Consider the following 12572-nt stretch of genomic DNA (forward strand, 5'->3'; position numbering starts at 1 on the left):
CTAGGTTAGTCGTTTTCGGGGCGCTCTACGTCCACGATTTGCTCTTTTTGCTTCATAATTTGCAAGTCGTAGCGCGTCAGGTCGAAGGCGTCGTGGTCGTAATTTTCGGGTTTGTTCAGATCCGCCACTTCGGAGCTGCTGCTAGTCTGGTACGTGTTGGCTTGCAGTTGCACGCTGTTGCCATCCACTGCCACCACTTTGAGCAGCGAGAAGTTGCCCTCCTGCGTCCGGACGTGGTACAAGTCGCCGGTGTGCGGCTTCTCCAAATACGCTAGGTCTTGTTTGCCGTTGAGCCCGCTCGTTAGCAAGGAACTCAAAGCCAGCAGTGCGATTAGAAGCAACCCGGCATAGTGCCAGATGGGAGCTGTAGCCTGCTGCTTCAAGGCCATAAAAGGCTCTTTCAATGCGGGTGGCAACTGTTTGTGTAGCAGCACAGTACCACAGTTATGGCATTCGGCTCCCCCTAGCTTACCTGCTGGGAACAGCGGAATCCAATAAATATGGGCGTAGCGCCCAGATACGCTTAGCCGTAACGAGTCAGCAGTGCCACACGCATGACACGGGGTATCAGGCAAGGGTTCTGTGAGCAAACGCGAAGAGTTGCTGCCGTAAATAAGCATGAGGGGAAATATAACGGGACTGCGCTGGCTAAAATAATACTTTTTAAATATGATATAATACTCTTCTATGCATTTTGTAAAATTGTTAAGAAATAAATCGTAGCCAACGATTGGGCTCATGTAGAACCACGCCTAGGCTTGACAGGTGCTAGCGGTTATCACTGCGCCCATCTTTTAAATGTCTCGCAAGGAGAAGTCAACTTAGCCACCTTCTCGAAGCAAGAAGAGCTACCTAAAAAGCCAGAACCCTAGGTGCCCTCCTGAAATGCTGACTACAAATGTTCTCGCACGCAAGTGACCCGCGACGACGCTAGATGAAGGGTCGAGGTTTTGGTCCTGCTGAGCCTGGCGAAGCACCTCTACCGCAGTCGTAGTCATCTACTTTGGTGGTAGAAATACTTCGCCAGGCTCAGCACGACGAGCCAAGCTAGGGAGGTATTTTCGTGGTTTTTCTGGCTATTAATGCGTGTTGGCAGCTCCAGTGTGTTATCGGGCGCCAACCTTATCCAGCACCGCCACCACATCCTTGGTCGATACCTTTTGGCCGCTGTCGGCGGCTTGGTAGATGGCTTTGAGCAGCTGCACATCGCGCAGGCCCATTTCGCCGGGCACGCGGGTGGGCTTGTTGTTGAGGATGCAGTCGGCGAAGTCGTCCATCTGAAGGGCCTGCTGACTCACGTCGCGGGCCGGCATGTTGGGCAAGGGGCCTTTGCTGGTTTCGCCTTTTAAGCCGTTATAAGCGTAAGCCGGCTGCAACTCTAACCAGCCGTTGGCGGCTTCCATGCGCAGGCGGCCTACGTTTTCTACGTAGCTGGTGCGGCAATCGGCCACCGAGCCATCGGCAAACTGAAACTGCCAATTGATGGCTTCTTCGACTTCGTTGAACTGTTGGGGACGTTGTTTCGGCGGGTACTTCGCCGTGACGGATACTGGCAATTGGCCTTTGGTATAAATCACGCCCTGTACGCAGTAAATACCCATGTCCATAAGCGGACCGCCGCCAGAAAGCTTTTTCTGAATGCGCCACGGGCGGTTGTTGCCCATCGTAAAGCCGTTCTCGCCTATGAGCTTCTTTACCGGGCCATACTGCTGGTTTTGCCCAATGCGCATGGCTGCTAGGTTGTAGGGGTCGAAGTGGAGGCGGTAACCGATGCTGAGCTTTTTGCCCGCTTTCTTGCAGGCTTCAATCATGCGGCGGCAGTCTTCCACCGACGTGGCCATGGGCTTCTCGCAGATGACGTGCTTGCCTGCCCGTGCGGCACGCTCCACAAATTCGGCGTGCAAGGCGTTGGGCAGCACTACGTATACGATATCGATGTCGGGGTTATCCTTGATCGAGTCGAAGTTTTGGTAGTTGTAAATGTTCTTATCAGGAATGTTGTACTGCTGCTTCCACTTCTGCGCTTTTTCCGGCGTGCCCGTCACAATGCCGGTTAGGCGGCAGAGCTGGGTTTGCTGCAAGGCCGGCGCTAGCTGTCCCGAGCTATAGCCTCCTAGCCCCACCAGCGCCACCCCCAGCTTCCGCCCCGCTTGCAGAGCCGCCAAGCTAGCTAGGCCATACTCGGCCTCAGGCGTAGCGACGAAAGCATCGGCCAGCATTGGCAGACCAACCAAGCCGGCGCCAACCCCGAGGGAAAGACGACGGAGAAAATCGCGGCGGGAAGAAGCAGAGAAGTCGGGAGGAGAGGTGGGTGTTTTCATAACCTAGTAGCTAGCGTACAGCAGCATGTACCGTAGAAAGCTAGCTAGGGTTATAACGAGCTACGGCTTACGCCGCCTGGCGCTGTTCCAGCGCCTGCAGAAGCGAGGTAATCTGGTTGGAGTACATTTCAATCTGATCGAGGCCTGCGCGCGACTGCTCAAGCTGGCCGCTTTTGTAGCGTCGCACGAGGTCCTGGCCCGTATCCAGCATGCGTTGCAACACCCGCTCGATTTCGCGCACTTCGGGATAGTTGCTGTACTTGGGCTTCACAATGGTGTTAAGCCATTCGCCCAGCGGATTTTTCTGCAAGGAAAACAGCGCATCGTCGGTCTCGCGCACGCCGTAGAGAATAGAGCGTAACCGGGACTTAAACAGCACCTGCTTGATCCGCGCTTGTTGGAAATCCAGGTTGGTTAAGTCCATGAGAACAGAAAAGTTGCACGAAGGTAGGAGAGAGGCAGCAGAATCCTACGCATTAGGGGCATGAGGGCGGTTTTCCAACGCTTTGCGCGCCGCTACCAAATCGGTCACATCGAAGGCAAAGACCGTGATACCCGCTTTCTCCTCGTTTTCCTGGAAAAGCTGATATGTAAAGTTGAAATAGCGTTGGTGCAGCTGCCCGTCGCCGTCCTGATCGAGCATAATGCTCATTTCGTTGCCGATGAAGGGCTCGCCACTTGTATACACGTTGTCGAGCAAATCAATAAAGCCCTGCTCGACTACCTCCGGCAAAGCTTCCGCTACCGTTTTGCCAATAAGCTCGCGGTGCGGAAATAGTTTCTGGTATTCTGGGTTGACAAACTCAAACCGATGTTCGGGACTCCGTAGAATGCAAATCATGGCTGGCGTCTGCACAAACAGGTTGTAGAACGTGGAGCGTTGCTGCTCAGCCAGTTGATATGCCCCGTAAGCCTGGTCGGAAAGGGCGGCTTGCTCTTCGTTGGTTGTCAGCAGCTCTTGCACCAGTTGTTTCTGCTCGTGGATATCGGTGCCACCCCCCACCCACAGGGTAGGCTGGCCGTCGTCGCCGAGGCGTGGTACGGCCCGCACCAGAATCCAGCGGTACTGGCCATCGTGGCGCCGTAGGCGGTACTCTACTTGGTATTCGGTGGCACCCTGCGAAGCAGCTTGCCAGGCGGCTTCCACAGCGGGCCGGTCGTCGGGGTGCAGGTCATTGAGCCAGCCCCAGCCGACCGACTCTGCCAGCGTGCGGCCCGTGAAGTCGAGCCAGCGCTGATTGAAGTAATCGGCTTCGCCCCCAGGTTGTAGTGTGGCAATCAGCACGGGCAACGATTGCAGAATAAAAGCTGTGCGGGCCTGCGCCTCGTCGAGCTCCCGCTGTAGCAACAGCCGCTGCTGCTCGGCTATATACTGCTCGGTAACGTCCTGGGTGCGTTGCAGAATGTGCAGGAGCTGGCCTTGCTCGTCGAGAACGGGGTAGTGCGTGGCTTGCCAGTAGCGCTGCTCGAAGCCACCGCCCTGCTCGGCCGGTCGCTCTAAGTCGTAGCGAATCAAGGGCATGGTGTGCGGCTCGTGGTGGCGCCGCACGTGCTCATGCGATTCCGCAATGATGTCGCTCTCGTTTTGGTCGGCAGCGGGGTATGCTTCGAAGAACGGTTTGCCGATGACTTCCTCCCGGCTCTTTAACGAAACAGCCACGTGGCTGTCGGTATTATCGACGATGGTGGCGGTAGCGTCGGGCGCAATAAGTAAAAAGTTCTCGGGCAAGGCCCGAAAGAGTTTCTGATAATCAACCATGGTCACGAGATAGGACCCTTATACGGGAAAAAGCGCGCAGTAAGCTAGGTTATCCGACGGCAGCAGTAATAAACAACTAGGAAAGTGTGAAGCTAATGAATTAGGAGCAGGAAAAGCCCTACCGGTTTGCTAGCTCGACTATATCCCAATAAGCCGGGGTTCGTAAGCTGCAACGTATGCCTAGGGCAGTGCTGATGCTACGCCATTGGTTGCCAGCCGGTCAGCCCTGCTTCTCCTTTTTACTTTTAAGTCTACTGCATGAATTCTATTCCCCGCGACAAAAGCCTCGATAGTACCCTTGCTGTGGTGCGTGAAGGCTTTCCGTTTATCTACAAGCGTAGCCAGCGTTATCAATCCGATATTTTTGAAATCCGGCTGCTCGGGATGAAAACAATTTGCCTGCACGGGCAAGAGGGCACCAAGCTATTCTACGATACGGAGCGGTTTATGCGCACCGGTGCCATTCCGCGGCGTATCCAAACCACGCTTATGGGCCTGCACGGCATTCAGACCTTGGATGGGGAGAAGCACCATCAGCGCAAGGCTCTGTTTATGTCGGTGATGACGCCCGGCAGCTTGCACAAGCTCATGGAGTACATGGCTGCCGATTGGCGCTACTCTATTAAGCAGTGGGCGAACCAGGAGCAGGTCGTGCTATTCCCGGAAGTGCAGGAGTTGCTGTGCCGGGCCGCCTGCACGTGGGCCGGCGTGCCTCTAGAGGAGCAGGACGTAACGCGCCGGACCCGCGACTTCCGTCTGATGGTGGATGCTTTTGGGGGCGTGGGGCCGCGGCACTGGCGCGGCAAGCGGGCTAGGTCGCGGGCCGAGAAGTGGATTCAGGGCATCATCAAGCAGATTCGAGAGGAGAAGCTGCACGTGCCCGAAGAGTCGGCAGCTTATCGCATGGCCTGGCACCGGGAACCCGACGGCAAGTTGATGAGCCTGGAAATGGCGGCCATTGAGCTGATTAACATCATTCGGCCTATTACGGCCATCGGGTGGTACATCACCTTTGCTGCTTTGGCCCTGCACGAGCACCCCGAGAGCCGCGCCCGCCTGCGGGCCGGCGACGAGGAATACCTAGAGTGGTTTATGCACGAGGTGCGCCGCTATTACCCGTTTGCGCCTTTCCTGGGCAATATTGTGCGCAAAGACTTTGAATGGCACGGCTACCAGTTTCCAAAAGGCCGCCTGGTGCTGCTGGACGTGTACGGCACCAACCGCGACGCGCGGCAGTGGCACCAGCCGGAGTCGTTCCGCCCCGAGCGGTTCAGGTCGTGGAACGGCAGCGCCTACAACTTTATTCCGCAAGGTGGCGGCGACTATTCCTTCGGCCACCGCTGCGCCGGCGAATGGCTGACCATCGAAACGGTGAAGCTAGCCGTCACCTACCTCACCCGCGGCATGACCTACGACGTGCCCCCGCAAGACCTACGCTTTCCCCTCGACCGAATGCCTACGTTGCCTAAGAGCGGCTTCATTATCGAAAACGTGCGTAGCGCAAATAAAGTAGATGCGGTACCTAGCTTGCTCGGCTGCCCATTTCATCGGCAAATGGCATAAAGGAAGCTAGCTTATAGCGCCGCACTCCGTTCTGCAACGAGCCCCGCGCCAAGTGTTAGCGCTTGGCGCGGGGCTTTATTGCGCGAAAAAAGTAGCTGATTTCAAGGCGCTTGTCAGCTAGCATACGTCTGGCTGCTATATTGAGGAGGTAAACCAGACCTAGGCTTCCGATGGCGACACCTCCTGAATCTGCTGGGCTGAAGAAAGCCTTGAAGCCGCTACACCTGTGGGCTATAGCTGTGGGGCTGGTGATTTCGGGCGAATATTTCGGCTGGAACTACGGCTGGGCAGTGGCCGGGCCAGTCGGCTTCCTAGTAGCCACGCTGCTGATTACGGTGCTTTACGTGGCCTTCATCTTCAGCTTCACCGAGCTGACCACGGCCATTCCGCACGCTGGCGGGCCATTCGCTTACTCGTATCGGGCCTTCGGGCCGATTGGGGGCTTTATCGCCGGCTACGCGACGTTGGTGGAGTTTCTGTTCGCGCCGCCAGCCATTGCGTTTGCCCTCGGGAGCTACGTGCACTTTCTATATCCTAGCTTGCCGGTGCTCTACACAGCGCTGGGCTGTTACCTGGTTTTTACGTTTATCAATCTGCTCGGTATCAAAGAGTCAGCGAACTTCTCGTTGATTGTGACGCTGCTGGCGGTGGCCGAGTTACTGCTGTATATGGGGCTGGTTGCGCCAAGTTTCCAGACCAGTACCTTCCTCGCTAATCCGATTCCGCTGAGTGCGGCGGGCGTGTTTGCTGCTCTGCCATTTGCCATCTGGTTTTACCTAGCTATTGAGGGCGTGGCGATGGTGGCCGAAGAAGTGGAGCACCCGCGCCGCACCATCCCAAAGGGGTACGGCTACGGCTTGTTCACGCTGGTCGTGTTAGCCTTGGGCGTGATGGTGCTCACCGGCGGCGTTGCTGACTGGCGGCAGCTGAGCCGCATCGATTATCCGTTGCCGGAAGCCCTTGGTGTTGTGCTTGGCAGAGGCAGCCGTTGGACGAAGTTCTTCGCTAGCATTGGTTTGTTTGGGTTGGTGGCTTCTTTTCACGGCACTATCATCGGCTACTCGCGGCAGATTTTTGCATTAGCCCGCAGCGGCTATCTACCTAGCTCACTCGCCAAGCTGAACGGTCGGCAAACGCCCCACTGGGCGCTGGTAGCTGGTGGCCTCGTAGGCTGCCTGGCCCTGCTCACCGGCACCACCGATCAGGTCATTATCCTCTCCGTATTCGGAGCTGTGGTGATGTACATTATGAGCCTGCTGAGCTTGTTTGTGCTGCGCCGCAAGGAGCCAGATCTGGTGCGGCCCTTCACGGCGCCGTTGTATCCGTTGGCGCCGCTGGTCGCCCTGGCGCTGTCGCTGCTAAGCCTCGGAGCCATCGTATATTACAACCTATTACTAAGCGTTATCTTCTTTGCTGGCTTGCTGCTGATGCTTGGCCTGTACGTGCTGCTAGGTCGACATCGGCAACCACAAGAACCACACGCCGAACCCGTAGCGCATTGAATAACCAACCAGAACGTCATGCTTCGACTAGTTCAGCATGATGTGCATTTAACTGCTAATTGATACCCGTTAACTGGTAATTGAAAAATGTACCGCTACACTATCCGCCAGCACACCTACGCCTTCGATGACCTGAAAACCTTGCTGGCGCGGGCCACGCCCCTGCGTTCTGGCGACGTGCTAGCCGGCGTAGCGGCCGAAACCTACGAGGAGCGCATAGCCGCCCAACTCGCCCTAGCCGATGTGCCCCTGCGCACTTTCCTCCACGAAGCCCTCGTGCCCTACGAGCAGGACGAAGTCACGCGCCTTATCCTCGACACGCACGACGCCCTGGCTTTTGCGAGTATCAGTCATTTCACCGTAGGCCAACTGCGCGACTGGCTTCTCTCGGATGCGGCCGACGCGCTAACGCTACAAAACCTAGCTCCTGGCCTCACGCCCGAAATGGTGGCCGCCGTGTCGAAACTCATGCGCAACCAGGAGTTGATTGCCGTGGCCCGCAAGTGCGAAGTCGTCACGCAGTTTCGCAACACCCTAGGTCTGCGCGGACACCTGGCTACGCGCCTGCAACCCAATCATCCCACCGACGACGCCCGCGGCATTGCGGCCAGCCTCGTCGATGGCTTGCTCTACGGCAGCGGCGATGCCGTCATTGGCATTAATCCGGCCACTGATAATCCGCAGGTAGTCAGCAACCTGCTACACATGCTGGATGCGGTGCGCGAAAAGTACGCCATTCCGACTCAGTCGTGCGTGCTCTGCCACGTCACGACGGCCTTGCAGCTGATCGAACAAAAGGCGCCGGTAGATCTCACGTTTCAATCCATCGGTGGCACCGAGGCCACGAATGCTAGCTTCGGCGTGAACCTAGGTTTGTTGCAGGAAGCTTGGGAAGCCACGCTGAGCCTTAACCGCGGCACCCTAGGTCAGCACGTCATGTACTTCGAAACGGGGCAGGGCAGCGCCCTCTCGGCCAACGCCCACCACGGCCTTGACCAGCAAACCTGCGAGGCCCGCGCCTACGCCGTGGCCCGACGTTTTCAGCCGCTGCTGGTCAACTCCGTCGTCGGCTTCATCGGTCCTGAATACCTCTACGACGGCAAGCAAATCACGCGGGCGGCGCTAGAAGACCACTTCTGCGGCAAGCTGCTGGGCCTCCCCATGGGTATGGACGTCTGCTACACCAACCACGCCGAAGCCGACCAAGACGACATGGACAATCTGCTCACGCTCCTAGGCGTGGCCGGCTGCAACTACATCATGGGCATCCCCGGCGCCGACGACATCATGCTGAACTACCAGTCCACGTCCTTCCACGATGCACTCTACGTGCGCCAGGTGCTAGGTCTGCGCCCCGCACCGGAGTTTGAGGCGTGGCTGTTGCAGCAAGGAATTTTTGATGAGCGAGGGAAGCTGCTTCCGGCGTCGGCTGGGCATCGGCTGTTGGAAGTAGGGGCGAGAAGGTAAGAGAGTTGTTATCTCACTTTTAATAATTATAGTAAACTAAGCAAGCTCATGATAAGTAAACTAAAGTACACGGGGTCAAATAGATTAAAATTGATTTTGTGGTGGGTAGTTATTTTTATAGTAGTTAAAGTACTAGAGGCAATAGTGATTAACTCAGCATTTATATTTCTTCACGTAGTTATATCGCTTGTAGGGTACCTAGGCCTATTTATAATGATTGTCTCGTCAGCAGTTTATTGGTTTCGAGAAAGAGGAAGAATAGAAAATGCTTTCATTCCTTTTGCCTTTAGCTTTCTTTCTTTATGCTTCATGCTGTTCTTTCCTTCTACAGCTCTGATCCTGAAAGCAGACTTCTTATTAAAGCGGGAGGAAAGAGAAGAAGTTGTGAAAATGCTTGCAAACAAGCAGATAGATTATAGCTTAACTAAAACATCTCATGTTGATATTCCTGAAGAATATGCAAATCTATCAGCAGGATTCCCTAATGTAGTTGTGGAACAAGTAGATGGAGAAATGTGTGTTCTGTTTTATACTTACAGAGGACTGACAGATAACTCTTCAGGGTTTGTTTATGTGCCAAACGAAAAGGTTATGACTCAGTTTAAGCTTAGGGAATATGGTAATAGCATTTTCTATGATCCGATAGAAATAACAAAGATTACAGATCATTGGTACTTCGTAGCTAATACTTAAAAGTTATCACCTTCCGCCGAATTTTGAATTTAGCGGAGCATAAGCCTGGCTGTTAGGAGTAGAGCGTTGGAATCAGCTTGAAGCGTATTATCTCAGGCCTACTTTCTGTAATTGCATGAATATGAATGTTGTTCGTAACTTGGTTTACCAAAAAAGCGATGAACATGAGAAACAAAGAACAAAGCAAGCAGCTCCAGGCGGCTCTCGTAATTCTTCTCTTACTCCTTGCACCGTGCGTTTATGCGCAAATTCCGCCTCCCAATAAATATAATACGTCGTCTTATCCCGAAGATCGAAAAGCAATCGAGCTATTAAGCAGGGCAAATGAGAATACGAGGTTTAATAACGACGATTATATTGCTGTTGGGCCAGAAGGAAGAATATCGTATGGCTTCGAAGAATGGAAAAAAGGATTTGAAGAGGAAGGCGCTACTTTCAAATCTGCCCGCCCTGTTCCGGGTACCTCTATCCTACGCATATACAATGGAGACGCTGCTGTTAAAAACTTTGTCCTAGATGTAGTTTTCGCTACGACAAAGGGCGACTTTCCCATAAAAGTTGTTCGGACGGAAACCTATATCAAACAAAACGGGAAATGGTATTTTGTTGCAGGGCAGGGTACCAGAGTTTTGTCCAAGGAGGAATACGACGAGCATATGAAAAAGTGAAGAAATATCTCTTGTTTCCCTCGGTTATCTGAATTCACAATTCGGTTGTAGGAATTACGGATTTGTAATCCGCACGCGCGCCGTCAGAAGCCAAAGGCCGAATTGCAGAGGTTCTTACCAACTTAATTGGCTCATCACAAAGTAGCTTCTGCGTCAGGAGGATTCTAAATTTAGCGGAGCAAGAAGTGCATCGGTGCGGTAATCGTTTTTAGTAGCAATACGTTAGCCTCAATACTGCACCAAGCTTTAGTGAACATGAGTACAAGTACTAGCGTAACCCGTTTCCTCGACGCTCAACAAACTGACTATCAAACTGCCCTCTCCGAAATCAAAAACGGTCGAAAACGCAGCCATTGGATGTGGTATATCTTTCCGCAGATCCAGGGGCTAGGTTTTAGCGAAACATCCAAGTATTACGCTATAAAAGGCGCGGCTGAAGCCGAGCAATACCTAGCTCATCCGGTGCTGGGCAGTCGGTTGGTGGAGATTTCCAGCGAGTTGCTGAAGCAGCCCGGTAACGATGCGTACCGGATATTCGGCAGCCCGGATGATATGAAGCTGAAGTCGTCGATGACGCTGTTTGCCGCTTTGCCCAGTACAAATCCGGTATTTCAACAAGTGCTGGATAAGTTTTATGGTGGCGCAAAGGACGACAAAACGTTGCGGCTGCTTTAGCCTAGGTGCCGCGTAGCGCAGACTTTAGCGTCCGTGCTTGTATGCTACTTTAGGCGCAAACGACAAAGTCCGCGCTACCTGTATAGCTACCCTAGCCATGCCCGATAACTTGCCCGCGTTGCCTTCCCTCGATCCTGCCGATGACCCTTGGGCGGGGTTGCGTGCTTTTACGGGAGCTCGCATTGCACTAGGGCGCACGGGTACGAGCGTGCCGCTGCGGGAGTCATTAGCGTTTCGGCTGGCGCACGCGCACGCCCGGGATGCAGTGTACTCGGTGCTGGCCGTGGAGCAACTGTTGGGAGAGCTAGGTTCGTTGGGAGTAGCCGTGTGCGAGGTGAAAAGCCAGGCGCAAAACCGGCAGGAGTATTTGCAGCGCCCCGACCTGGGCCGTAAGCTGCATGAAGCATCTACAGCACTGCTGGCAGAGCAAGCTGCCGCCCATGATATTGCCATCATCCTGGCCGATGGCTTATCGGCCACGGCTATCAATGAGCACGCGGTGCCGCTGCTACGGCTATTGCTGCCCCGGTTGCAGCAGGCGGGCTTTCAGCTAGCGCCTATCATCTTGGCGGAGCAAGCTAGGGTCGCGCTTGGTGATGAAGTGGGGGAGCTACTAAAAGCTAGGTTGACCCTGGTGCTGATCGGAGAGCGGCCGGGGCTCAGCTCGCCCAATAGCTTGGGGGCTTATTTCACCTACGGGCCCCGGCCGGGCCTGACAGACGAAGCGCGCAACTGCGTTTCCAATATCCGGCCCGAGGGACTGGCGTATCCGTTAGCGGCCGATAAGCTGTTCTTTCTCTTGCAAGAGTCGTTGCGAAAGAGCCTATCGGGGGTGGGGCTGAAGGATGAAAGCGGCTTGCTGAATTGATTGCGGGGCTGAGCCGTACCTAGGTTTGCGCCGAAGGTGAAGAGGTCTGCTCAATGACTAAGCGCCGGGCTGCGGGAAACTGGTATCCAACCTTAACTCATGTGGTTTTGTACAGGTACCAGCCGTTGCCGATGGGCTTGATAACGATGATGCTATCTGGGCTCATGGCAGGAACAGCCTTCTCATCAGGCTGATACAGCAGGCCAACCGTGTTTTCCACTAGGCCGCCGATGAGGAACTCCAGGCAAGTGCCGCAACCAGTGTCGCGGCGGGTAATGCGGCTGATAAAGAGCGACTGTAGCAGCTCACTAACGGCGGGGTCGGCGTTGGCGGCTTGCTCGCCGAGAGCTAGCACGTCGGCGCGCGGGGGGAAGTATTGGCGCGCTTGCACCAGCTCGACCACCTTCTTGAAATCGGCCTGGCGACGGTTGAAATGGTCGATAATGGTGGCATCGGCCCCGATCCACAGCTTCAGGTTGCCGACGGTGAAGGCGTGCGGCGCGTCGGGGTGGCGCTGGTCGTACTGGGCAACTTCCGAGGCAGGCATGGTGGTGAGCACCTCCAGCATCTGCTGCCCCACACCCGTCATGGCGAGGCCGCGCACGGCCCGCAACTTCCAGGTGCTTTCTTCTTTGGCAAAGTACAGGTAAAAGTCGTTGCGGCTCACGGTGTCGCGCAGCTCCACGGACACTACGGCTGCCGCCGAGTCTTGCCGGAGCAGCTGGCAGCGGCGCTGCAAGTGCACAGGTATCTGCTGACCTAGGCTTTGCTGTTTGGCTTGCTGCAATACTTCGCCGCTCAGGTAGCTTCTCATCTCCGGCCACTGCTCTTTGGCCACAAATCGCTCAGCAATTTGCAGCGGCTCTTTCAGCGGCAGCGCGAGCAGAACTTGGGGCAAGCAGCACCAAAGCAGGAAAAGAAAATATTTCATCAGAGAAAAGGCCAAAAAAGCGTTTTGCGAGAGCGCAGACGGATATTCCTAACCTCCAAGATAAGCAGAAAATTACAGCTCTACGCTCCCCTTCTTGCCGTCGCAGAGCATGGCTACAGAAAACG

General features: G+C 55.0%; 12 protein-coding genes. 7 read left to right on the forward strand and 5 right to left on the reverse strand.

What is annotated here, in order from left to right:
* Positions 1 to 5: 5 nt before the first annotated feature.
* The 4 genes from BXP70_RS29430 to BXP70_RS09575 all read right to left on the reverse strand — a co-directional run bounded on the left by BXP70_RS29430 (position 6) and on the right by BXP70_RS09575 (position 4080).
* Positions 6 to 620 carry a hypothetical protein gene (locus tag BXP70_RS29430; protein ID WP_143436435.1) on the reverse strand — a complete coding sequence of 205 codons (615 nt, stop codon included), beginning with the start codon at positions 618 to 620 and terminating at the stop codon, positions 6 to 8.
* A 486-nt stretch (positions 621 to 1106) separates the two neighbouring features.
* Positions 1107 to 2321 carry a Gfo/Idh/MocA family protein gene (locus tag BXP70_RS09565; RefSeq protein ID WP_086593843.1) on the reverse strand — a complete coding sequence of 405 codons (1215 nt, stop codon included), beginning with the start codon at positions 2319 to 2321 and terminating at the stop codon, positions 1107 to 1109.
* Between the two features lie 67 nt (positions 2322 to 2388).
* A complete protein-coding gene (locus tag BXP70_RS09570; protein ID WP_086593844.1) occupies positions 2389 to 2745 on the reverse strand; it encodes a CZB domain-containing protein in 357 nt (118 codons plus the stop codon).
* Positions 2746 to 2790: 45 nt separating this feature from the next.
* Positions 2791 to 4080 (reverse strand): PAS domain-containing protein, encoded by a 1290-nt coding sequence (locus BXP70_RS09575; protein WP_086593845.1) that lies wholly within the window; start codon positions 4078 to 4080, stop codon positions 2791 to 2793.
* A gap of 258 nt (positions 4081 to 4338) precedes the next feature.
* On the opposite strand from BXP70_RS09575, the gene BXP70_RS09580 reads away from it, so the two are divergent.
* From BXP70_RS09580 to eutC, 7 genes are all read left to right on the forward strand, one after another.
* Positions 4339 to 5643 (forward strand): cytochrome P450, encoded by a 1305-nt coding sequence (locus BXP70_RS09580; protein WP_086593846.1) that lies wholly within the window; start codon positions 4339 to 4341, stop codon positions 5641 to 5643.
* A 170-nt stretch (positions 5644 to 5813) separates the two neighbouring features.
* Complete coding sequence (eat, locus tag BXP70_RS09585; protein ID WP_086593847.1) at positions 5814 to 7145, forward strand: ethanolamine permease; 1332 nt, start codon at positions 5814 to 5816, stop codon at positions 7143 to 7145.
* A gap of 87 nt (positions 7146 to 7232) precedes the next feature.
* Positions 7233 to 8612 carry an ethanolamine ammonia-lyase subunit EutB gene (locus BXP70_RS09590; protein WP_086593848.1) on the forward strand — a complete coding sequence of 460 codons (1380 nt, stop codon included), beginning with the start codon at positions 7233 to 7235 and terminating at the stop codon, positions 8610 to 8612.
* 213 nt (positions 8613 to 8825) lie between these two features.
* Positions 8826 to 9305 carry a hypothetical protein gene (locus BXP70_RS29875; protein WP_218779768.1) on the forward strand — a complete coding sequence of 160 codons (480 nt, stop codon included), beginning with the start codon at positions 8826 to 8828 and terminating at the stop codon, positions 9303 to 9305.
* 125 nt (positions 9306 to 9430) lie between these two features.
* Complete coding sequence (locus tag BXP70_RS09600) at positions 9431 to 9973, forward strand: hypothetical protein (protein ID WP_086593850.1); 543 nt, start codon at positions 9431 to 9433, stop codon at positions 9971 to 9973.
* Between the two features lie 255 nt (positions 9974 to 10228).
* Positions 10229 to 10648, forward strand: coding sequence for a DUF1810 domain-containing protein (locus tag BXP70_RS09605; protein ID WP_086593851.1), 420 nt, complete (start codon positions 10229 to 10231; stop codon positions 10646 to 10648).
* 97 nt (positions 10649 to 10745) lie between these two features.
* Positions 10746 to 11516, forward strand: coding sequence for an ethanolamine ammonia-lyase subunit EutC (gene eutC / locus BXP70_RS09610; protein ID WP_086593852.1), 771 nt, complete (start codon positions 10746 to 10748; stop codon positions 11514 to 11516).
* Between the two features lie 97 nt (positions 11517 to 11613).
* On the opposite strand, the gene BXP70_RS09615 is transcribed toward eutC, so the two are convergent.
* Complete coding sequence (locus BXP70_RS09615) at positions 11614 to 12447, reverse strand: hypothetical protein (protein ID WP_086593853.1); 834 nt, start codon at positions 12445 to 12447, stop codon at positions 11614 to 11616.
* Positions 12448 to 12572 lie beyond the last annotated feature (125 nt).

The organism is Hymenobacter crusticola (assembly GCF_002154225.1).
Classification (GTDB): domain Bacteria; phylum Bacteroidota; class Bacteroidia; order Cytophagales; family Hymenobacteraceae; genus Hymenobacter; species Hymenobacter crusticola.

Bases quoted from the DNA above. Each gene is read 5' to 3' on its own strand.
- BXP70_RS29430 (WP_143436435.1), bottom strand. From the start codon at position 620: ATGCTTATTTACGGCAGCAACTCTTCGCGTTTGCTCACAGAACCCTTG.
- BXP70_RS09605 (WP_086593851.1), top strand. From the start codon at position 10,229: ATGAGTACAAGTACTAGCGTAACCCGTTTCCTCGACGCTCAACAAACT.
- BXP70_RS09590 (WP_086593848.1), top strand. From the start codon at position 7,233: ATGTACCGCTACACTATCCGCCAGCACACCTACGCCTTCGATGACCTG.
- BXP70_RS09565 (WP_086593843.1), bottom strand. From the start codon at position 2,321: ATGAAAACACCCACCTCTCCTCCCGACTTCTCTGCTTCTTCCCGCCGC.
- BXP70_RS09575 (WP_086593845.1), bottom strand. From the start codon at position 4,080: ATGGTTGATTATCAGAAACTCTTTCGGGCCTTGCCCGAGAACTTTTTA.
- BXP70_RS09580 (WP_086593846.1), top strand. From the start codon at position 4,339: ATGAATTCTATTCCCCGCGACAAAAGCCTCGATAGTACCCTTGCTGTG.
- BXP70_RS29875 (WP_218779768.1), top strand. From the start codon at position 8,826: ATGATTGTCTCGTCAGCAGTTTATTGGTTTCGAGAAAGAGGAAGAATA.
- BXP70_RS09570 (WP_086593844.1), bottom strand. From the start codon at position 2,745: ATGGACTTAACCAACCTGGATTTCCAACAAGCGCGGATCAAGCAGGTG.
- BXP70_RS09600 (WP_086593850.1), top strand. From the start codon at position 9,431: ATGTTGTTCGTAACTTGGTTTACCAAAAAAGCGATGAACATGAGAAAC.
- eat (WP_086593847.1), top strand. From the start codon at position 5,814: ATGGCGACACCTCCTGAATCTGCTGGGCTGAAGAAAGCCTTGAAGCCG.
- eutC (WP_086593852.1), top strand. From the start codon at position 10,746: ATGCCCGATAACTTGCCCGCGTTGCCTTCCCTCGATCCTGCCGATGAC.
- BXP70_RS09615 (WP_086593853.1), bottom strand. From the start codon at position 12,447: ATGAAATATTTTCTTTTCCTGCTTTGGTGCTGCTTGCCCCAAGTTCTG.